This is a genomic window from Lutaonella thermophila (genome assembly GCF_055387725.1).
Map to the genome: position 1 here is coordinate 2291784 of NZ_AP043783.1, position 21223 is coordinate 2313006.

Annotated in this window: 18 protein-coding genes and 1 tRNA gene; 11 read left to right on the forward strand and 8 right to left on the reverse strand. The window is 32.9% G+C overall.

Annotated features, from left to right (window positions below):
- The first annotated feature begins 6 nt into the window (after positions 1–6).
- The 5 genes from ACZ5CF_RS10895 (at position 7) to ACZ5CF_RS10915 (ending at position 7846) form a co-directional block, all read left to right on the forward strand.
- A complete protein-coding gene (locus tag ACZ5CF_RS10895) occupies positions 7–2442 on the forward strand; it encodes an alpha/beta hydrolase family protein (protein ID WP_464579441.1) in 2436 nt (811 codons plus the stop codon).
- 115 nt (positions 2443–2557) lie between these two features.
- Positions 2558–4441: a molecular chaperone HtpG gene (gene htpG, locus ACZ5CF_RS10900; RefSeq protein ID WP_464579443.1), complete on the forward strand. Its 1884-nt coding sequence runs from the start codon at positions 2558–2560 to the stop codon at positions 4439–4441.
- Positions 4442–4547: 106 nt separating this feature from the next.
- Positions 4548–5324, forward strand: coding sequence for an RMD1 family protein (locus ACZ5CF_RS10905; RefSeq protein WP_464579444.1), 777 nt, complete (start codon positions 4548–4550; stop codon positions 5322–5324).
- 81 nt (positions 5325–5405) lie between these two features.
- Complete coding sequence (locus tag ACZ5CF_RS10910) at positions 5406–7184, forward strand: DUF885 domain-containing protein (protein ID WP_464579445.1); 1779 nt, start codon at positions 5406–5408, stop codon at positions 7182–7184.
- A gap of 65 nt (positions 7185–7249) precedes the next feature.
- Positions 7250–7846 carry an alpha-ketoglutarate-dependent dioxygenase AlkB family protein gene (locus ACZ5CF_RS10915; protein WP_464579446.1) on the forward strand — a complete coding sequence of 199 codons (597 nt, stop codon included), beginning with the start codon at positions 7250–7252 and terminating at the stop codon, positions 7844–7846.
- Between the two features lie 140 nt (positions 7847–7986).
- Here the strand turns inward: ACZ5CF_RS10915 and ACZ5CF_RS10920 are convergent, their stop codons facing one another.
- Entirely contained in the window at positions 7987–8769 is a 783-nt protein-coding gene (locus ACZ5CF_RS10920) for a S1/P1 nuclease (protein WP_464579447.1), read from the reverse strand.
- Between the two features lie 116 nt (positions 8770–8885).
- Here ACZ5CF_RS10920 and ACZ5CF_RS10925 point away from each other — a divergent pair, with 116 nt between their 5' ends.
- The 6 genes from ACZ5CF_RS10925 to ACZ5CF_RS10950 all read left to right on the forward strand — a co-directional run bounded on the left by ACZ5CF_RS10925 (position 8886) and on the right by ACZ5CF_RS10950 (position 15231).
- Positions 8886–9746, forward strand: a complete 861-nt coding sequence (locus ACZ5CF_RS10925) for an SPFH domain-containing protein (protein ID WP_464579448.1) — start codon at positions 8886–8888, stop codon at positions 9744–9746.
- Between the two features lie 14 nt (positions 9747–9760).
- Positions 9761–10705, forward strand: coding sequence for an alpha/beta hydrolase family protein (locus ACZ5CF_RS10930; protein ID WP_464579449.1), 945 nt, complete (start codon positions 9761–9763; stop codon positions 10703–10705).
- A 1-nt stretch (position 10706) separates the two neighbouring features.
- On the forward strand, positions 10707–10880 hold the full coding sequence (locus ACZ5CF_RS10935) for a type II toxin-antitoxin system antitoxin (RefSeq protein ID WP_464579450.1): 174 nt from the start codon (positions 10707–10709) through the stop codon (positions 10878–10880).
- Between the two features lie 63 nt (positions 10881–10943).
- Positions 10944–13133, forward strand: a complete 2190-nt coding sequence (locus ACZ5CF_RS10940) for a DUF5916 domain-containing protein (RefSeq protein ID WP_464579452.1) — start codon at positions 10944–10946, stop codon at positions 13131–13133.
- Between the two features lie 63 nt (positions 13134–13196).
- Positions 13197–14465: a DUF819 family protein gene (locus tag ACZ5CF_RS10945; protein ID WP_464579453.1), complete on the forward strand. Its 1269-nt coding sequence runs from the start codon at positions 13197–13199 to the stop codon at positions 14463–14465.
- Positions 14466–14514: 49 nt separating this feature from the next.
- A complete protein-coding gene (locus ACZ5CF_RS10950) occupies positions 14515–15231 on the forward strand; it encodes a DUF4369 domain-containing protein (protein WP_464579454.1) in 717 nt (238 codons plus the stop codon).
- 121 nt (positions 15232–15352) lie between these two features.
- Here the strand turns inward: ACZ5CF_RS10950 and ACZ5CF_RS10955 are convergent.
- From ACZ5CF_RS10955 to ACZ5CF_RS10985, 7 genes are all read right to left on the reverse strand, one after another.
- Positions 15353–15426: transfer RNA gene (locus ACZ5CF_RS10955), tRNA-Thr, on the reverse strand.
- A 61-nt stretch (positions 15427–15487) separates the two neighbouring features.
- Positions 15488–15757: a hypothetical protein gene (locus tag ACZ5CF_RS10960; protein ID WP_464579455.1), complete on the reverse strand. Its 270-nt coding sequence runs from the start codon at positions 15755–15757 to the stop codon at positions 15488–15490.
- A gap of 33 nt (positions 15758–15790) precedes the next feature.
- The gene (locus ACZ5CF_RS10965; protein WP_464579456.1) at positions 15791–16798 is read right to left on the reverse strand and encodes a type I phosphomannose isomerase catalytic subunit; all 1008 of its coding nucleotides are present in this window, start codon (positions 16796–16798) and stop codon (positions 15791–15793) included.
- On the reverse strand, positions 16758–17168 hold the full coding sequence (locus tag ACZ5CF_RS10970) for a 6-pyruvoyl trahydropterin synthase family protein (protein ID WP_464579457.1): 411 nt from the start codon (positions 17166–17168) through the stop codon (positions 16758–16760). Before ACZ5CF_RS10970 ends, ACZ5CF_RS10965 begins: the two co-directional genes overlap by 41 nt.
- Positions 17158–17697 (reverse strand): isopentenyl-diphosphate Delta-isomerase, encoded by a 540-nt coding sequence (gene idi, locus ACZ5CF_RS10975; RefSeq protein WP_464579458.1) that lies wholly within the window; start codon positions 17695–17697, stop codon positions 17158–17160. The genes ACZ5CF_RS10970 and idi overlap by 11 nt, the downstream gene beginning before the upstream one ends.
- A 65-nt stretch (positions 17698–17762) precedes the next feature.
- Positions 17763–20198 carry an OmpA family protein gene (locus tag ACZ5CF_RS10980; protein WP_464579459.1) on the reverse strand — a complete coding sequence of 812 codons (2436 nt, stop codon included), beginning with the start codon at positions 20196–20198 and terminating at the stop codon, positions 17763–17765.
- 89 nt (positions 20199–20287) lie between these two features.
- Positions 20288–21211: a PorP/SprF family type IX secretion system membrane protein gene (locus tag ACZ5CF_RS10985; protein ID WP_464579460.1), complete on the reverse strand. Its 924-nt coding sequence runs from the start codon at positions 21209–21211 to the stop codon at positions 20288–20290.
- Positions 21212–21223: the final 12 nt, after the last annotated feature.

The window sequence follows — 21223 nt, forward strand, 5'->3', positions numbered from 1 at the left end:
ATTGTCATGAAAAAAATCACGCTTTTACTCCTTCTATTTATTTCATTTTCAGGAGCTTTCGCTCAAGAAAATATAACGTACCAAAATCCTCCAAAAGAAATTTTAGAGCTGGTTGAAGCTCCTTTAGCTCCAAGAGTTTTGCTAAATCAAACCAGTACTCACATGGTATTGCTTTACAGAGATGCTTACAAAACTATTGCAGAACTCTCTGAAGATGAAATGAGACTTGCCGGATTGCGTATAAATCCGAAAACTAATATTGGTAGCCGCACTACTTATTACAATAATATTAAGGTTAAAAAAGTAACCGATACAGAAGCAAAACAAGTTGTTGGATTACCCAATAACCCAAGGTTAGCAAATTTTGTATGGTCTCCAGACCAACTAAAAATGGCTTTTACACACACTACTGCTACCGGTGTAGAAGTATGGTATGTAAACATTAATGAAGCTAAAGCACATAAATTAACTGAACCGGTTGCCAACGCTAACCTTAGAGATGTAATTAACTGGTTTAAAGACAGCAATCATTTACTTGTAAAAGTTGTAGCATCTAATAGAGCCAATTTAATAGATACTAAAAGTGCTATCCCTACTGGTCCGACTATATCTACAAGTGATGGAAAAAAAGCTCAAAACAGAACTTACCAAGACTTACTGAAAAATAAAACAGATGAGCATAATTTTGAGCAGTTAGCACTTTCAGAATTAGTAAAAGTATCTTTAAATGGTACTCAAGAAAAATGGTTAGAAAGTAATATGTACACAAATATTAGCTTCTCTCCTAATGGTGAGTATGTAATGATTAGCATTGTTAAAAAACCATTTTCTTACTTGGTACCTTACAGACGTTTTCCATCAGAAACCATGGTATATTCTAAAGAAGGCGAAAAAATAAGCTCGTTAGTATCTGTTCCGTTACTGGAAGATTTACCAAAAGGTTTTATGGCTACCAGAACCGGAAAACGTAATTTTTCTTGGCGAAATGATTTGCCTGCCACTTTAGTTTATGTTGAAGCGCTTGATGGAGGAGATCCGGCAAACAAAGTTCCATATAGAGATCAAGTTTATCAGCTTTCTGCTCCTTTTTCTGGAGAGGGAACTCCTATTTTAAAGACCATAAATAGATTTTCAGGCATTTTATGGGGCACTAAAAATACTGCAATTGCATATGATTATTGGTGGAATACCAGAAACACAAAAACCTATTTATTTAATCCTGATAATCCTTCGCAAGAGCCTAAAATTATATCAGATAGAAACTATCAAGATGTATATAGTGATCCCGGCAATTTTGTAACAACATTAAATGAATTTGGAGCACCGGTACTTGCTGTACAAGGCAAACATGCCTTTTTAGTAGGCGATGGATATAGCAAGGAGGGACAGTTTCCGTTTGTAGATAAGCTAAACTTAACCACCCTATCTAAAAAAACTATTTATAAATCTAATCTTACAAATAAAAAAGAGACTTTAGTAGAATATAAACCAAAAGAAAATAAATTATTAGTTAGAATTGAATCTAAGAATGAATTCCCTAACTATTATTTTAGAAATCTTAAAAACAACAAACTACAACAACTTACTTCGTTTAAAAACCCGTTTACAAGCATTCAAAATGTACACAAAGAAGTAATCACATATAAACGAGAAGACGGGCTTGATTTAAGTGCTACTTTATATTTACCTGTTGGATATGATAAAAGCAAAAAAGAGAAAATGCCAATGATTTTATGGGCATATCCAAGAGAATATAAAGATAAATCGAGTGCTTCGCAAAACACACAAAACCCTAATGAATTTACATACCCTTTCTGGGGGTCTCCTATTTATTGGGTTACCAGAGGTTATGTTGTTTTAGATGATGCTGCTTTTCCTATAATTGGTGAAGGAGATAAAGAACCTAATGATACTTTTAGACCGCAACTGGTTGCAAATGCAAAAGCAGCAATAGATGCTGTAGATGCTCTGGGTTATATAGACAGAAACAGGGTTGCCGTTGGAGGACATAGCTATGGTGCATTTATGGTAGCAAACTTGCTTTCTCATTCAGATTTATTTGCTGCAGGAATTGCCCGAAGCGGTGCTTATAACCGTACGTTAACTCCTTTTGGTTTTCAGAGTGAGCAACGAAGTTATTGGGAAGCCCCAGACGTATATTACACCATGTCACCATTTATGCATGCAGATAAAATGAAAACGCCTCTTTTACTCATTCATGGTGAAGCAGATAATAATTCTGGCACATATCCTATGCAAAGTGAACGCTATTTTAATGCATTAAAAGGCCTTGGCGCTACTGCAAGATTAGTAATGCTACCAAAAGAGAGCCATGGTTACAGGGCAAAAGAAAGTATTTTACATATGCTTTGGGAACAAGACCAATGGTTAGAGAAATACGTAAAAAATAAACCACAAGAAAATCAAACTAAAAGTAAATAAAATAAAGCCTCCTCTTTGGAGGCTTTTTTAATGTGTCAGTTTGTCATTTTTTACTGTAATGGTATTTTTTTTGAAAGGTAGTTTATTAGTTTTTCAAAATTAAAAAAAGAGTACTATGACAACCGGTAATATTAATGTATCTGTAGAAAATATTTTTCCGCTAATTAAGAAGTTTTTATACAGCGATCACGAGATTTTTTTACGCGAATTAATTTCTAACGCAACCGATGCTACTTTAAAATTAAAACATCTGGCAAGTATAGGTGAAGCCAAAATAGAATTAGGCAACCCGATTATTGAAGTAAAAATAGATAAAGAAGGGAAAAAACTTCATATCATAGATCAAGGTATAGGAATGACCAAAGAAGAGGTTCAAAAATACATAAACGAAGTTGCCTTTTCTGGAGCCGAAGAATTCTTAGAAAAATATAAAGACTCTGCAAAAGATGCAGGTATTATTGGTCATTTCGGTCTAGGTTTCTACTCTGCTTTTATGGTTGCAGATAAGGTAGAAATTATTACAAAAAGTTATAAAGATGAACCTGCTGCGCACTGGACCTGCGACGGTTCTCCTAAATATACCTTAGAAGAAACCGATAAAAAAGAGCGTGGTACAGAAATTATTTTACATATAGCTAAAGACTCTGAGGAGTTTTTAGAAGAAAGCCGTATTAGAGAGCTCCTTTTAAAATATAACAAGTTTATGCCTGTGCCAATTAAATTTGGTACTCGTAAAGAAACTTTACCACTCCCTGAAGATGCAGATAAAGATACCAAACCAGAAACCAAAGAGGTAGATAATATTATAAACAATCCTAATCCGGCTTGGACAAAGCAGCCTTCAGAGTTAAAAGACGAAGATTATAAAAACTTTTATAGAGAGCTCTACCCAATGCAGTTTGAAGAGCCTCTGTTTCATATTCACCTAAATGTAGATTATCCGTTTAACTTAACCGGAATTTTATTCTTTCCTAAATTAACGAACGACATAAATATTCAAAAAGATAAAATTCAACTTTATCAAAATCAGGTATTTGTAACAGATAATGTAGAAGGAATCGTTCCTGAGTTCCTGACAATGCTTCGCGGTGTTATAGACTCTCCAGATATTCCATTAAATGTATCTCGATCTTACTTACAAGCAGACGGTGCAGTTAAAAAAATATCAAGCTATATAACAAGAAAAGTAGCCGATAAACTTAACTCACTCTTTAAAGAAAATAGAGAAGATTTTGAGAAAAAATGGAATGACATTAAGATTGTGATAGAGTACGGTATGATTACCGAAGATAAATTTTATGAAAAAGCTGAAAAATTTGCGCTCTATCCAACAGTAGATGACACTTACTATACATTTGAAGAGTTAGAGAATAAAATTAAAGACACCCAAACAGATAAAGACAACAAGCTTGTAATTCTGTATGCCAGCAATAAAGATGAGCAACACAGTTACATTGCAGAGGCTAAAGAGAAAGGATATGAAGTATTATTGTTAGACTCACCAATTATAGCACACTTAATTCAAAAAATAGAAAGTAAAAAAGACAATGTAAGTTTTGTTAGAGTTGATGCTGATGCTATTGATAACCTAATTAAAAAAGACGACGAAAAAATTTCTAAGCTTTCTGACGACGAAAAAAATAAATTAAAAGAGCTGGTAGAAGGCGTTGTTGCTAAAGACAAATACACCGTTCAACTAGAAGCAATGGACAGCACTGCTGCTCCGTTTAAAATTACCCAACCGGAATTTATGCGCAGAATGAAAGAGATGAGTGCTACCGGTGGTGGTATGTTTGGCATGAGTAATATGCCAGAAATGTATAACCTTGTGGTTAACACAAACCATGAGTTAATAGATAAAATTTTAAATACTAAAACTAAACCAAAACAAGAGCGTTTAATTAAGCAAAGTTTAGACTTGGCCAGACTTTCTCAAGGACTATTAAAAGGCGAAGAGCTAACTACCTTTATAAAGCGTAGTTTTGAAATGATAAAATAAAGATAACCACATAAAAATCAGTTAAAAACCGCCTCAAAAAATTTTGAGGCGGTTTTGTTTTACATATGCTTTTCATCTTTACATTTGCTTAAATTTAATTACTATTATGTACAAAGCAATAGCCTACCAAATTGCAGAATATTTAGATTTAAAAAACAGTAGAGAAACACTTCCGGGCACACTTATTTTTGGCAATAAAGATGAATTCTTTTACGAATTAGGAGAGCATCAATATTGCTACATTTTTAAATACGGAGTGGTTTGTTTTTTTAATATTCCAGAAAAGCAACAAGAAAACTTAATCTCACACTTACAACGCTTTACCAAACATCCATTACCTCAGAAATTGGCCGAAGAAATAGAGATTAATACAAATGCCGAAGCAAACAAAATATACTTTAATAAAGTTTCTCTTAAAAGTCTATCGCAACAACAAATACAATTAGTCATGTTAAATCTATCGCAATCTGTTGCGTTAGATTATTATGACGAAGCATCAGAACGAATTCTGGCAGATACACAGAAACATACTACAGAGTTAGAGCTTCACGGTAAACTTGATATTTCTGGAAAAAAGCTTAAAAAGTATATCGGAAAAACATTAAACATAAAAAATAAAATTGCAGAAAATCTCTATATTTTAGACTCTCCTCTTGTTACATGGGACAATGAAAGGTTAAGCAAATTAGATACTGCCTTAAAAGGTATGTTTGATATAACAGACCGTTATGAAACCATAAAAGAACGATTAGAAATAGTTAAAGAAAATTTAGATTTATTTAAAGACATGCTGCACCAAAGAGAAAGCAGTATTCTCGAACTTATAATTATTATTTTAATTTTAGTTGAAGTGTTCGATATGTTAATTGCAAAAGCGTTATAACAAAACACAGCTTTACATTTTTTTTAAGTTTTTCAGTAACTTTTTTAATGTATCTTTAAGCGTGTAAAAAACTTAAACCACATGAAAAAGTTACTGCTTTTTGTATTTATTGGCACCTTATTTTTATCCTGTAAAAAAGATTCAAAAAACTCAACAGAAAACAACTATCCTCCTATTGCTAATGTTTTTGAAGCTTATTACCAAGACGGTTTAAAGCTAAATCCTATTCAAGCAACATTTGCCGGAGATAATAGGTATAATGATACACTACCTAATTTTCTTTCAGAAGAATACAAACTAAAACTAAAAAACTATTTTAAAACCTATAAAGAAAAACTAAGTCATTATAATGATGATGAGCTAACCGAAACCGAAAAACTGTCTAAGGCAGTAATGCTATGGGACTGCGAAATTAATTTGCAGGAACTTGAGTTTGAAAACTACACTCCAATAGACCAAATGTGGTCATTAAACTTAATGATCGGACAGTTGGCTAGCGGAGCCAGCGCTCAACCTTTCAATACTGTTTTAGATTATTATAATTGGTTGTCTAGATTAGAAGATTATGTTGCTTGGCTGCACAGTGCTCACAGCAAAATGCAAGAGGGTATTAAAGCCGGAAATGTTTTACCAAAATCGCTTATAAAAAAAGTAATCCCACAACTAGCAAGCGTTGCAAATGCAAAGCTTGAAAACAACATATTTTACAGCCCAATAAAAAACTTCCCTGAAAATTTTTCTGAAGAAGATAAAATCAAGCTTGTTAATGAATATTCTAAAATTATATCAGAACAAATAGTTCCGGCATATAAAAAGCTTCATGATTTTATGAGCACCACGTATTTAAAAGCCGGTAGAGAAAGTAGTGGCATAAGTGCGGTTCCTAATGGCGAAACATACTACCAGCATCAAATAAAAAAATATACTACTACAAATATGACTGCAGACGAAATTCATGAACTTGGCTTACAAGAAGTTGCCAGAATATCGTCTGAAATGGAAAAAATTAAACTTAAAGTTGGTTTTACCGGAACTTTAAAAGAGTTTTTTGATTACGTTAGAAACAACAAGGCATTAATGCCATTTAAAGAACCTCAAGAGGTTATAGATAATTTTAATGACATTCATGAAAGAATGAAACCTCAAATAGAAAAGCTTTTTGATTTAAAACCTAAAACAGCTTTTGAGGTAAGAAGAACCGAAGCTTTTAGAGAAGCATCGGCAAGTGCAGAATATAATCCGGGCTCTCTAGATGGCACCAGACCGGGCATTTTTTATGTACCAATACCTGATGCAACAAAATACAACACGTATTCTGATGAGTCTTTGTTTTTACACGAAGCTATTCCGGGACATCATTATCAAATATCATTACAACAAGAAAACACCAGCTTACCAAGCTTTAGAAAAACATTGTGGTACAGTGCATACGGCGAGGGTTGGGCATTGTATGCAGAGTCGTTAGGTAAAGAACTTGGTTTATATAAAGATCCTTTTCAGTATTTTGGTATGTTAAGTGCAGAAATGCACCGAGCTATAAGATTAGTTGTAGATACCGGGATTCATGCAAAGGGATGGACCAGAGAGCAAGCCATAGAATATTCTCTTGAAAACGAAGCTGAAAGTGAAGCTAGTATAATCTCTGAAATTGAACGCTATATGGCCAATCCGGGGCAAGCCTTGTCTTATAAAATAGGTCAATTAAAAATTATAGAGCTCAGAAAAAAAGCAGAAAATGCTCTTGGCGAATCATTTAACATTAAAGAGTTTCACAATCAAGTATTAGAAACAGGTTGTGTTCCTCTGGCACTTTTAGAAGAAAAAATTAATAATTGGATTAAGGCTAATAAACCTAATTAATTATAAACAACTAATATTAAAGCCGGATACTTTCCGGCTTTTTAATTTTATAGACAATTAAAATAATGCTTTTTAAAAACGGAATAGAAATATCTGAAAATATGCCACAAGCATCTGTGTGGTATTACAAGCATTTTTTAGATAATAACTTAGCCAACACATATTACAATACATTATTAACTGCAATACCATGGCAGCAAGACACCATTACCGTTTTTGGGAAAACATATTTACAGCCTCGCCTTACAGCTTTATTTTGTACTACAAATAAAACATACTCGTATTCTAACATAATAATGCACCCAAACCCTTTTAATAAAGAACTTTTATTTTTAAAGCAAAAAGTAGAGGCACTATGTGGCATAACATTTAATAGCTGTTTAGCGAATTTTTACAGAGATGGTACAGATAGTAACGGTTGGCACTCCGACGATGAAAAAGAGTTAGGGATAAATCCCTTTATAGCCTCATTAAGTTTAGGAGCAGAAAGAGTTTTTAAGTTAAAACATAAGCATCAAAATTTAACCAAAAATTTAACACTTGGTCACGGTAGTTTATTAATTATGAAAGATGAAACACAACACTTTTGGAAGCATCAATTACCCAAAACTCAGAAAAAAATTGGCGGAAGAATTAACCTAACATTTAGAGTTTTAAAATAAAAAAACCGGACACCTCCGGTTTTTTCATACCTAATACCACTTTGGAGGTTATTACTGCCTTTAACTAAGTAGGTAAGCTTGGTTAATGTCCTCGTAAATAGCCTCGTTATATGTAACGCAAAACGTATGCCAAAAATTGTTTATTTAAACAATTCGTTGAGCACTTTTGCCAGTCTCACACCTCCTTTAAGTAACTGATTTTTAACAGTATCGAAATTATAATACATATAATCATATCGAAGTTTTTGTCCCGGCTGTACTTTACTGTAAATAGATATTGCTAGTTGGTGAGATTCGGTTAACCAATCTAGTATTGTACCTTCTTGTAGTTTTTTTATTTTTCTTTTTGGTAAGTTAGTTAAGTTATTTGCCAGCTCTGTATAGCTCATCTCGTAAAAATCTAGCATATTTTCATCCCAAACTCTATGTAAATTACTACCATTGCTAAACCACCTAACCTGAATATCATTACCTCCCTTATCTTCTTCTCTTCCGGCATGTAAAGGCTGGTGCAAATCACCAATAAAATGAATTAAAAGTTTTAGGTAAAACCTTTTATCTTCTTTAGAATGGTTTTCACTAACAATTACTTGTTTACAAAATTCTATAGCCTGTATAATATCTCCTTCCTTTTTGGGTGTGATATCGTTATACGTTTTCCCTTCAGGAATATTTACATAATGCCACGGATTAAACTTTCTGTATTTGCTGTCAGATTTTATTTCATCAGCAAAAGTAGAAGCCATTGCTAATGATTCTCCTTGTAAGAGCTCATCTATACTCTTTTGGGCTTTTCTGGTTAAATATTTTGAAGCTATTTCTCCCACTACCCTATGGCCGGTTTTACCCCAAAAAAATTCATTAGAAAAAGAGTTGTTTACCGATGCTAAAAAAACTATGCAAACTATTAAATACGATTTCATTCTTTAAAATTTTTCAAACAAAAATAAACAAGCTATTTAATATAAGTGTTTGTTTTTGTGAATTTTATATTATATCTTTATGATATCATTTTAATATCACTTTAAATCATGTTGTTATGAATAGAGAAAAAACTATTACCCCGTTAAATGGTTATGTAATGCTTTTTATAACCTTAGGATTATTTTTTGGAAGCATTAGCTTTTTTATAGCTACTAAAAACGGATATTTATTAATTGTCTTCTTTTTATCCCTCTTTCTTTTTCCGGGTTTTATGTTAGTAAATCCTAACAGCTCTCGAGTATTGTTGTTGTTTGGAAAGTATGTTGGTACTGTAAAAGAAAATGGTTTTTTCTGGGCAAATCCTTTCTACTACAAAAAGAAAATTTCATTAAGAGCTAGCAATTTTGATAGTGAGCGCTTAAAGGTGAACGATAAGCTTGGAAACCCAATTATGATTAGTACAATTCTTGTTTGGCGTGTAACAGACACATACAAAGCTGCCTTTGATGTTGATAATTATGAAAACTTTGTTAGAGTACAAACAGATGCTGCAGTTAGAAAACTGGCAAGTATGTACCCATATGACAACTTTGCAGATGATGGCCATGAAGAAGACATTACTTTACGCTCTAGCGTAAATGAGGTAAGTGAAGCATTAGAAAAAGAAATTCAAGAACGTTTAGCCATGGCTGGAATTGAAGTTTTAGAGGCCAGAATTGGATATTTAGCCTATGCGCAAGAAATTGCAAACGCCATGCTTAAAAGACAGCAAGCAACAGCAATTGTTGCTGCCAGACATAAAATAGTAGAGGGCGCTGTTAGTATGGTAGAAATGGCATTAGATGAGTTAAATAAAAAAGAATTACTAGAGTTAGACGAAGAACGTAAAGCAGCCATGGTTAGCAACTTAATGGTAATTCTTTGTGGTGATAAAGATGCTGCTCCTGTAGTAAATGCAGGCACTCTTAGTCATTAATATATTTTAAAACTATGAAAACACTCGCTTTACTAATAGCTGTATTTTCCTCTTTAGTTATAACCGCACAAACCGATTATAAAACAGAAGAAATCATTATTTGGAACGATAGTATTAAACTGCCCGGCACGCTATCATACAAAGAAAATAGCGAAAAGCAACCCCTTGTTATATTTGTGCAAGGCTCCGGAAATCCTGATAGGAATGGTAATCAACCTCAATTTAATGTTAATCCAAACTACATAAAACAATTAGCACACGAACTTAGTAGCAATGGTATTGCATTTTTTAGATATGATAAACGTAATGTTCCTAAAGAAAATCATCCTTTTATTTTAAAAAAATATCATTTTACAGATTTAATTGATGATGTAGTTACCATTTTAAATCATTTTGAGAATGACAGCAGGTTTAATAATGTTATTTTAATCGGGCACAGCCAAGGTTCTCTTGTAGCAATGTTAGCTATTAATAAGCAACAAAATAAAGTCTCTAAATTTATCTCCTTAGCCGGATTAGGGGAAAGCTCAGATAAAGCTATTACCAGACAACTGAGCGCTCAAAATAAAGAGCTTGGCGAAATTGCAGCTCAGCATTTACAAGAACTTTCAGAGACAGGGACCATAAAAGATGTTAATTTTTACTTGCTTTCTATATTTGCAAAACAAAACCTTCCCTTTTTAAAACAATACATTTCTTATAATCCGGTAGAAGAAATTAAAAAAATTACTATTCCAATTTTAATTATTAATGGAGATCAAGACACCCAAGTAACTGTAAATGATGCAACAAATCTTCATGAAGCTGCACATAATTCCAAATTGGTTATAATTAAAAATATGAATCATGTTCTAAAAGAAGTAACCTCAGCAGAACAAAACACACAATCTTACTTAACAGACTCTTTTCCGGTTTCTAAAGAGTTAATAAAAGCCATAACATCATTTGTAAAACAATAATATGCCTAAAAAGAAAGCCTTTGCATTACGTATAAATGAAGATATGCTTAAAGCCATAGAAAAATGGGCTGCAGATGAGTTTAGAAGCACTAATGGGCAAATAGAATGGATGCTCATGCAAAGCCTAAAGAATGCCAATAGAGCTCCAAAAAATAAATCAGATAAAGACAACTAAAACATTAAGTTTTTTTTAACGATTTAAATATTAATTTTATACGCTCATGCCAACCATCAACTCATGAGCAGACTTTTATGTATTGTTGCGAGCATTCTAACATCATTCTGCTTCGCTCAGCAAAAAAAACAATTTACCGTAAAATATAGTACAGAGCCCATAACTTTAGATGGCGCTTTAAACGAATCTGCTTGGCAAACTGCAGATAGTGCTAAAGATTTTTGGCAATACTTCCCTACCGATAGTGTTTTGGCTACCCAGCCAAGTGAAATTAAAATGCTTTATGACAATACAACGCTGTACATAGGAATAACTGTAAAAGCAGCAGGCAATAAATTTGTAACTCCTACCCTAAAACGAGACTTTCGGGCCGGTAACAGCGATAACATAACGTTAATGTTTGATACTTTTAATGATGGTGCTAATGCTTTTTTATTTGGTATAAACCCTTACGGAGTTAGACGCGAAGGCCTTGTCTCCGGTGGAGGATCAGATTTAAGAGGGTTTAACATTACCTGGGATGTTAAATGGAAAGCAGAAACCAAAATTTACGATGATTATTACGTAGCCGAAATGGCCATCCCCTTAACATCATTTAAATTTAAAGAAGGTGAAACCAAGTGGCGGTTTAATAGTTACCGATTTGACACACAATCTAACGAACAAAGTACTTGGATAAATATTCCACGAAACCAGTTTATATTTAATCTTGCCTTTATGGGTGATATGATTTTTGAAAAACCTCTCGGAAAATCAAAAACCCCAATGGCATTAATCCCTTATGTTAACACATTAATTGGTAAAGATTACGAAACTAACGAGACTACCTCTGATTTTAAATTTGGTGGAGATGCTAAAATATCTATCGGAAATAGTATGAATTTAGATATTACTGTAAACCCCGATTTTTCTCAGGTAGAGGTAGATGACCAAGTTACAAACCTTACTCGTTTTGAAGTTTCATTGCCCGAAAAAAGACAATTTTTTATAGATAATAGTGATTTGTTTTCTGATTTTGGAGACAATAGAGAAGCCAACCCTTTTTTCTCAAGAAGAATTGGTATTGCAAAAGATACAGCCGGAAATACCATAGAAAATAAAATTATAGCCGGTGTAAGACTTAGCGGTAAAATTGATGAAAACTGGCGACTTGGCTTTTTAAATATTCAAACAGAAAAAGATGAAGCCAATAACATTCCTAGCAACAACAATACTGTTTTAGCCATACAGCGCAAAGTATTCTCGAGGTCTAACATTGGTTTAATTTTTGTAAACAGACAGTCTTTTAGTGATGAAGATTATATTGCTCCAGAAGATAAGTATAATCGTGTAATAGGTGTAGATTATAATTTAGCATCTGCAGATAATACTTGGGTGGGTAGATTTTTTCTGCACAACTCATTTGCGCCTAATGAAAACAACAAAAATCAATCTGCCGGAATCTCACTAAACTACAACTCAAGAAACTATAAAATTGGTTTTGAGTCTAATTATATTGGTGCAAACTTCAGATCAGATTTAGGTTTTATTCGTCGTACAGATATTTTAAAAATTAACCCTGAAATAGAGCGAATTTTTTGGTCTGAAAGTAAAAGTGTTAATTACCACAGCATATCTTTTGAGCCTATTTTCTTTTGGCGACCTGAATTAGATTATAAAAACTCAGATTATTTATTCATTACAGCTTGGGAAACTCGTTTTAATGACCAATCAGAATTTAGAGCAGCACTTTTTAATAGGTTTACGTATTTAACAGACGAATTTGATCCTACCGGAACAGATGGTGTGCCATTACCTGCAAACCAAGGATATTATTACAATAGTGTATCATTACGTTACCAATCAGACCGTCGTAAAGCTTTTGCATATTCATTAAATCCATCTATTGGTAGATTTTATAACGGTAATAAATACTCTTTCGAAGCAAACATAGGAATTAGAGTTCAGCCTAAGTTTTTTGCTTCTGTAAACGTAAATTTTGATAGAATTGAGTTGCCAAATCCGCATCCTTCTGCTTCAATCTGGTTAATTGGCCCTAAACTAGATGTTACATTTAACAGATCTTTATTTTGGTCTACCTTTATACAATACAGCAATCAAAGAGATAACCTAGGTATAAACACGCGCTTACAATGGCGTTTTGCTCCGCTTTCCGATTTATTTATTGTTTATAACGATAATTACTTTACTAACACTATTATGCCTAAAAATCGTTCTATAAACCTAAAATTAACCTATTGGTTAAACATATAAATAGCACAAATTTTACTGTTTGGGTGTAGGCCATTTTTTGTATTTTGGCAAAAACTTTTTTCTATGGATAAAACTACACCTTTATTTACTCAAGATACAATTACCCTTGGTGTACTTATGCTAACCTTGGGTTTTGTTTTTTACACATCGTCAATAAAAAGTGGATTTTGGCAAAAGTTTTACAACATTGTACCAGCACTTTTAATGTGTTACTTACTTCCGGCCATCTTTACATCTCTTGGAATAATTTCAGATGAGCATTCGCAACTTTATTATGTAGCAAGTAGATTTTTGTTACCGGCATCGTTGGTTTTAATGACTTTAAGCATAGATTTAAAAGCGGTTTTTAATTTAGGTCCGAAAGCATTAATCATGTTTTTTACCGGTACTGTAGGCATTATAATTGGTGGGCCCCTTGCAATTTTATTAATTTCTTTAGTTTCTCCTGAAACCGTTGGTGGTGTTGGTTTTGACGCTGTCTGGAGAGGATTGGCAACGCTTGCAGGAAGTTGGATTGGTGGCGGAGCAAACCAGGCCGCCATGTTAGAAATTTTTCAATATAATCCACAAAAATACGGAGGAATGGTATTAGTAGATATTGTAGTTGCTAACTTATGGATGGCCATAATTTTACTCGGAATTGGCAAAAACAAACGAATAGATAATTGGTTAAAAGCAGACACAAGCGCAATCGAAGAGCTTAGAATAAAAGTTTCTGAATTTGCAGAAAAGGTTTCAAGAAATCCTTCCTTAAATGATTTAATGATTATTCTATCAATTGCATTTGTAGCTGTTGGAATAGCCCATTGGGGTGCTAACAATATTTCAGAATGGTTGGCTCAAACATTCGAAGCGGTAAGAGATAAACAAAGTGCGCTATCTTCTTTTGGGTCTCAATTTTTCTGGATGATAACTATAGCTACTGCTATTGGCATTGCGCTTTCTTTTACCAAAGCCAAAAACTATGAAGGAGCAGGTGCAGGTAAAATTGGGAGCGTTTTTATTTATGTACTTGTTGCCACAATTGGTATGAAAATGGATTTAGGTAAAATTTTAGAAAATCCGGGGTTAATTGCCATTGGTTTAGTATGGATGACCATTCATGCCGTATTACTAATTGTTGTAGCCAAGCTAATTAAAGCTCCGTACTTTTTCTTGGCTGTTGGAAGTCAGGCAAACGTAGGTGGTGCTGCTTCTGCACCAATTGTAGCAGCTGCTTTTCATCCTTCTCTTGCTACAGTTGGAGTACTTTTAGCTGTATTTGGATATGTAGTTGGAACCTACGGAGCAATGTTTTGTGCTTATTTAATGGAAATTGCTTCTAAAGTTTAATTTTTAATTAAGATTCTTGATATTTGCCACCCTTAACAAATAAGTAAACATGAGAAACTTTATTGCGTATTTTATTGTATTAGTTACGTTGCTATCTTGTGGAAATGATGCCACCACAATGAATGTAAAGGGCACTATTAAAGGACTAAAAAAAGGAACGCTTTACTTACAGAAAATAGAGGATACTGCTCTTGTGGTTGTAGATTCTATTGTTATTAATGGTAAAAGTGATTTTGCTTTTTCTACTACTTTAGAAAGTCCAGAGGTGTTTTACCTTTATTTAAATAAAAAAGATGGAAACGAGTTAAATGATCGTATTTTGTTTTTTGGAGAACCTGGAGAAATAACCATTACTACAAGCAGAGAGAATTTTGAAGTAGATGCTAAAATTGAAGGTTCTGAAACCCATAAAGTATGGGAACAATACAGCAAAGGAAAATCTAGATATACTAACCAAAACTTAGATTTAATTAAAGCAACCTTCGAAGCCCAACGTGATAGCAATCTTGTTGCTTTAGACTCTTTAAATAAACTCGCAGAGAAAAACACACTAAGAAGCTACTTATACACAATTAATTTTGCATTAAATAACAGCAACTCTCATGTAGCTCCTTACATTGTTCTGGCAGAAGCGTATGATATGCAAGTAAAGTACTTAGATACCATACACAAAGCATTAACTCCAGAAGTTGCAAATTCTAAGTATGGCAAAATGCTAACAGAGTTTATAAATAAGGTAAAGCAAAAAGAAAGCAACAGCAAGTAAACTTGCTTAATTACCTTGTAAAAAAACAAAAACCCCTCGGCATTACCGAGGAGTTTTTTTAAGTCCATAAAAGTAAAATAAAAAAGCCCCTGATCTTTAAGAAAGGGGCTTTTTATATATGAGCCGGTAGAGGGACTCGAACCCACGACCTGCTGATTACAAATCAGCTGCTCTAGCCAGCTGAGCTATACCGGCAATAAATTTTCCGCAAATATAAATTTCAATTTAAAAACTACAAGGCTTTTTGCGAAAAAAATTATCCTAACTTGTTAATTTTTTCAACAAGCTTGTTTGCTTCTTTCTCTAATTCTACGTTAACTTGCTTTAAATGAGCGCTTCTGTTTTCTACAGTTCTGTCGTTTACTTTGGTAATTAAATCATCAAAAACCTCAATAGCCTTATCTATAATAGCATTACCTTCTTTAGAGTTAGGTTTATTATTAACCATCTCCCATAAATAAACCGCATCTATAATATCACCTAAAACGTAATTAATATCTTTTTTAAGATTTCTTATGCTAGCCATAATTTTAAAATTTTTCGCAAAAATAAAGTATTATTAAATATAAACCTCCAGTAAGGTAGCTTTTTTAGCTTCGATAGTTATATTTGGTAGCACTGCCGGAATTAATACCGTTTGCCCTACAGAAAGCTCTACAGATCCTGATATGCTTTTTATTGTAGCTGAACCCTTAACACACATATAAATGGTAAACGAGTCTCTGTCTTGTAAATTATAATTTATTTCACCGATTACCGGTAAATAATTCGTTATAAAATAAGGTGAGGTTACCATATTATTACTGGTATTTATCTCTTGTTTATAAATTACCTTAAAGTTTTGGTTATTGGTATAATTAATAGCATCTAAAGCTAAATCTGTGTGAAGTTCTCTTAGTTTACCGTTTTTATCCCTTCTATCAAAATCGTAAATTCTGTATGTTATATCTGATGTTTGCTGTATTTCTGCTAATAAAATACCAGAACCTATTGCATGTACTGTGCCGGGTTCTATAAAATAAGTATCACCAGGGTTTACTTTTTCATAATTTAAAATAGTGGTTAATGTTTTGTTCTCTAAATTTTTTAAATATTCTTGTTTAGTAACAGTTTTATTAAATCCAACTATCAAGCGTGCATCTTCATCAGCTTGCATTATATACCACATTTCTGTTTTCCCAAAAGAATTATGTCTTTTTTGTGCGAGAGTATCATCAGGATGCAATTGAATAGATAAATCTAACCTGGCATCTATAAACTTTATTAGTATAGGAAATGTTGTTTTAAATCTATTATAAACGCGTGTACCAAGTAACTCTTGTTTATAGGTATTTATAAGCTCTTGTAGTGTTTTTCCTTTTAAACTACCGTTAGAAACAACAGAAACATCTCCAGGTACAGCAGATATTTCCCAGCTTTCACCAACATTATCTAAATTTATTTGTTTTCTAAGAAGGTCTTTTAATTTATTACCTCCCCAAAGTCTTTCTTTAAATATTGGTGCAAATTTTATTGGATATAAATTGTTATTCTCCATTGTAGGTAACAAAATTTCTTGGTGTTTCATATAATATAACCTCTAGCTCTTTTTCTTCACTAATATGTGGCCTTAATTTATTGTAAATTACTACTGCAATATTTTCTGCAGTAGGGTTAAGCTCCTTAAATTCAGAGACTTCTATATTTAAGTTTTTATGATCAAAAGCTTGTTCTATTTCCGTGTAAATTAAGTTTTTTAAATGCTTCATGTCTATAACAAATCCCGTTTCGTGATCTATTTCCCCATAAACACTTACAATTAACTCATAGTTATGACCATGGTAGTTTGGGTTACTACATTTACCAAAAACTTGTTCATTTTTTTTAGCATCCCAATCCGGCCTATGCAATCTATGTGCTGCGTTAAAATGTGCTTTTCTGCTTACTTTAACCCTCATTTTTTTGGTTTTGAGTGAAATGAGTATAAAATTTATCAAAAATAATTTTAAACCATGCTGTATACCTTTCCGGATACTGCTCAATATCTTCTTTAATTGCCTCTGGACTCATCCATTTCCAATCGGCTACTTCATCTTTATTAATTAAAGGATTTTCATTATAGTAACCAACCAAAACATGGTCAAATTCGTGCTCAGTTAATCCATTATCAAAAGGAGCTTTATATATAAAAGAAAATAGTTCTTTAAGCTCTGTTGTAAACCCCATTTCTTCTTGTAACCTTCTTTTTCCGGCTTCTATATTAGATTCTCCTTCTCTTTGGTGGCTACAGCAGGTGTTTGTCCAAAGCCCTGGTGAATGATATTTACACATAGCTCTTTGTTGGAGCATAATTTTATTTTCGTTATTTATTATAAAAACTGAAAATGCTCTGTGTAATAAAGCTTTTTCGTGCGCCATTAGTTTGGGCATAACGCCAATCTCTTGGTCTTTGTTGTTAACCAGAATAACTTTTTCTTCTAATTGCATATACAAAAATAAGGGAATAAAATAAGCAATAATATAGCTAAAGTGCTAATAAATGGTTAAAGCCATTATTCTATAATTGAGTTTCCTTTTATTTTTCTAACAAAGCAAGGAATACCTCTATTGGTAAGTTGATGCATTTTATTAATTGCCTCTGCCTTTGTTTTAAATTCGCCGGAGTAAACTCTTGTAAAACCATCTTTATAGGTTTTACTAAACACCTCGGCAAAAGTTCTGTATTTTTTTGAAGTATTTGCAGATGCTAAAGCTGCTAATTGCAATGTATAGGTTGCTACATCTACCGATTTAAAATTAGGATCGTTAATTAAATTAGATTCTGGATCTGGATTTTCTTCTATGTAAAGTTTTCTAATAAAGCCTTCTACTCCTTTGTCTTTTAAATCTTTTAAATGTTGCTGTGCCTTGTCTTCAGAGTCAAACATTCCTGAGTAAATACGTGTAAAACCATCATCATATTTGTAACTAAACAAGTTCGGAATATTATTATATGCGTTTAAATTAGGTTCTTTTTTTACTGCTGCAATCTGAACGGTGAATATTTGCTCGTTAGCTATAATAAATTCAGATCGTCTGTTTAATTGATGGTCATGCTTAGAGCATTTAACCCCATTAGAGCATTCGTTAACCAATTGAGTTTCTCCATAGCCTTTAGCAGTAAGCCTGATGGCTGCAACTCCTCTTGCTTTTATGTATTCTAATGTGCTTTGAGCCCTTTTTTCTGATAAAATCATATTATAATCATCAGAGCCACGGCTATCTGTATGTGATTTAATATCTACCAATAAATCCGGATTATTTATTAAAACTTCGGCAATTTTATTAAGCTCTTTTCTTGCACTTAAACGAATGTTATATTTATCAAAATCAAAATAAATAGGATTTAGTTTTATAAGTTTTGCAAGATCGTATCCGCCCACCGGCGATTTAAGTTGCTTTATTAATTCTAAGTTTACTCGTATTGTGTCTGACTTTTTCTTGCCTGATATTAATACGTTTTTCTCTGTAGGAAGGTATCCTATTTTTGTTCCTAACAATCGCTTCTCATCTTCTTCACAACTAACTTCAAAATAGTATTTACCTTCTGCATCTGTTTTTATTTCTTCAATCTCTTTGTTTTCGTGAATTAATGCTACTACTGCATCTTTAATTACTTCATTGGTTTCAATGTTTTTAACAATTCCGGTGATATGTTTTTTACATAAAATGAAACTGTTATCTATTTGAAACACATAAATATCATCGCCACCTTTTCCTCCTCCTCTATTAGAAGCAAAATATCCGGTTTTGGTTTCATCGTTTATAACAAAAGTAAAATCATCATAAGAACTGTTCACCGGTTTTCCTAGATTAACTACCGGACCGAACGAACCATCTTGCCTTATTTCTGAAACAAAAATATCTAATCCGCCAAACCCTAAATGCCCGTCTGAAGCAAAATATAGATTGTTATGATCACTTACATACGGAAATGTTTCTCGGGATTCTGTATTAATCTCAGGTCCTAAATTTCTGGGTTTACCAAAAGTTCCATCCGGCAAAATATCTACTACATAAATGTCAGACATTCCATAGCCTCCGGGCATATCTGATGAAAAATATAATTTGGTCTCATCAGGACTTAATGCTGGATGAGCAACAGAGTAACTATCGTCATTAAACGGAAGTTCTTCAATATCTGTCCAAGTACCATTACTATATTTTGCCCTGTAAATTTTTAATCTTGTGGTGCCTCTTTTGTCTTTTTTGCGCTTTCCGTTTACCACATTATTTCTAGTAAAATAAATGGTTGTTCCATCTTTTGTAAAAACAGATGTAGATTCGTGGTATCTTGTATTTATTGTACTAGAAAAGCGCTTTACGTTATTTTTGGTTAAATCATCTAATGGTGCTTTGTATAAATCTAAAAAAGACTTGTTAGTCCATCTATGAGTAAACTTTTCAAAAACACCTGTGTCTCTTGCAGATGTATATACAAGCGATTTATTTAGTATTGATGGTGCGAAGTCTGACTCTTCAGAATTTATATCTAAGTTTTTAATATTATATAAACTGGTTTGGGTTTTAACAGAATCCAGATAATTTGGAGAGGTTTTTAATAATTGTGATCTAGAATCATTGGGTTTTAAATTTTGAAAGGTCTCTAAAATATTCGAAGCTTGTTCGTAAAGTTTTTGAGACCTTAATGTTTGTGCATATTTAAAATAATACTCAGGTTCTATTTCAGAATTTGTTTTGAAGAGTTTATCGTACCATTCGTAAGCCTCCCTATAGTCTGAATTGTAATAATATGAGTCGCCCAGTTTTTTATATATCTCGGGATTATTATACCCTTTCTTAAGTGCTTTTAAGTAAAACTTAGCCGCTACGGCATAAGCTAAATTATTGAAGTTTTCATCACCTTTTCTTAACTGGCGTTTTTGTGAGAAAGCACTGCTACAAACAAAAAAGCTACATAACAGAATTATAAAAATTCTTAGCCTCATTTAGTGTCTATTTTAATAACTAAAATACTTATTTATACTTCAGTTTTTATGACACTTAAAAGCAGTTTTCAAATAGTTTTTAACAATTTTTAGAAGAATCTTGGAGTAATAATTCTGTCGGCACTACTAAAGAGCTCAAACCTAAGTAAAACCTCAAAAGAGCCATTATTAAACACAGCATTTCCAAGCTCTGTAATCTCTCTGTCGTAGGCCAAGCCAACCATTAATGCCCTTGAAATCTGGAACCCGGCTAATCCACTAACTGCTGCATCCCAACGGTAAGCCGCACCTAAAATAAATTTTTCTTGTATTAAAAAGTTTGCAGATAAATCTACCTGTAAAGGCGCTCCAAATACAGCTTTTGTAAGTAATGCCGGTTTAAATTTAATTGATGGGTTTAAATCAAAGACATATCCTGTGATAAAGTAATAATGTATGTCTTCTTGTACTTCAGATAAACTTGATTCATCAAAGTGTTTTGTTTCTAATAAATTTGGTGCTGATAATCCAACATAAAATTTATCGGTATGAAAATAAATACCAGCACCAATATTTGGTGAAAACCTATTATCAATGTTAGCTTGCGTTAATGGGTCGTCTGAGTATTTTTGGTTGAGTTCATTAAAATCAACATTAAGTAAATGCCCTCCTGCTTTTAACCCAAAAGAAAGTTTAGCTGTTTCTGATGTGTTAATTGTATATGAAAAATCAATATCAAAATAGGTTTCTTGAGTAGGACCAATCTGATCGTTAACAATTGATAGTCCTAAACCCATATTTTTGTACAATCCAATAGGTGAATGAATATTTAATGTTTGAGTAACCGGAGCTCCTTCTAAGCCAACCCATTGTGATCTGTGCAATCCTGTAATACTTGCAACACCTCTTGAGCCGGCATAAGCCGGGTTAATACTTATTGTATTATACATGTACTGTGTATACTGTGCATCTTGCTGGGCAAAACAGAACACCGTTACAAAAACAAATACTATTGATAAGATTTTTTTCTTCATTAACTACTAATT

What these genes read in the sequence shown, in the direction of transcription:
- ACZ5CF_RS10895 (WP_464579441.1), top strand. Translation starts at nt 7, where the DNA reads ATGAAAAAAATCACGCTTTTACTCCTTCTATTTATTTCATTTTCAGGA.
- htpG (WP_464579443.1), top strand. Translation starts at nt 2,558, where the DNA reads ATGACAACCGGTAATATTAATGTATCTGTAGAAAATATTTTTCCGCTA.
- ACZ5CF_RS10905 (WP_464579444.1), top strand. Translation starts at nt 4,548, where the DNA reads ATGTACAAAGCAATAGCCTACCAAATTGCAGAATATTTAGATTTAAAA.
- ACZ5CF_RS10910 (WP_464579445.1), top strand. Translation starts at nt 5,406, where the DNA reads ATGAAAAAGTTACTGCTTTTTGTATTTATTGGCACCTTATTTTTATCC.
- ACZ5CF_RS10915 (WP_464579446.1), top strand. Translation starts at nt 7,250, where the DNA reads ATGCTTTTTAAAAACGGAATAGAAATATCTGAAAATATGCCACAAGCA.
- ACZ5CF_RS10920 (WP_464579447.1), bottom strand. Translation starts at nt 8,769, where the DNA reads ATGAAATCGTATTTAATAGTTTGCATAGTTTTTTTAGCATCGGTAAAC.
- ACZ5CF_RS10925 (WP_464579448.1), top strand. Translation starts at nt 8,886, where the DNA reads ATGAATAGAGAAAAAACTATTACCCCGTTAAATGGTTATGTAATGCTT.
- ACZ5CF_RS10930 (WP_464579449.1), top strand. Translation starts at nt 9,761, where the DNA reads ATGAAAACACTCGCTTTACTAATAGCTGTATTTTCCTCTTTAGTTATA.
- ACZ5CF_RS10935 (WP_464579450.1), top strand. Translation starts at nt 10,707, where the DNA reads ATGCCTAAAAAGAAAGCCTTTGCATTACGTATAAATGAAGATATGCTT.
- ACZ5CF_RS10940 (WP_464579452.1), top strand. Translation starts at nt 10,944, where the DNA reads ATGAGCAGACTTTTATGTATTGTTGCGAGCATTCTAACATCATTCTGC.
- ACZ5CF_RS10945 (WP_464579453.1), top strand. Translation starts at nt 13,197, where the DNA reads ATGGATAAAACTACACCTTTATTTACTCAAGATACAATTACCCTTGGT.
- ACZ5CF_RS10950 (WP_464579454.1), top strand. Translation starts at nt 14,515, where the DNA reads ATGAGAAACTTTATTGCGTATTTTATTGTATTAGTTACGTTGCTATCT.
- ACZ5CF_RS10960 (WP_464579455.1), bottom strand. Translation starts at nt 15,757, where the DNA reads ATGGCTAGCATAAGAAATCTTAAAAAAGATATTAATTACGTTTTAGGT.
- ACZ5CF_RS10965 (WP_464579456.1), bottom strand. Translation starts at nt 16,798, where the DNA reads ATGAAACACCAAGAAATTTTGTTACCTACAATGGAGAATAACAATTTA.
- ACZ5CF_RS10970 (WP_464579457.1), bottom strand. Translation starts at nt 17,168, where the DNA reads ATGAGGGTTAAAGTAAGCAGAAAAGCACATTTTAACGCAGCACATAGA.
- idi (WP_464579458.1), bottom strand. Translation starts at nt 17,697, where the DNA reads ATGCAATTAGAAGAAAAAGTTATTCTGGTTAACAACAAAGACCAAGAG.
- ACZ5CF_RS10980 (WP_464579459.1), bottom strand. Translation starts at nt 20,198, where the DNA reads ATGAGGCTAAGAATTTTTATAATTCTGTTATGTAGCTTTTTTGTTTGT.
- ACZ5CF_RS10985 (WP_464579460.1), bottom strand. Translation starts at nt 21,211, where the DNA reads ATGAAGAAAAAAATCTTATCAATAGTATTTGTTTTTGTAACGGTGTTC.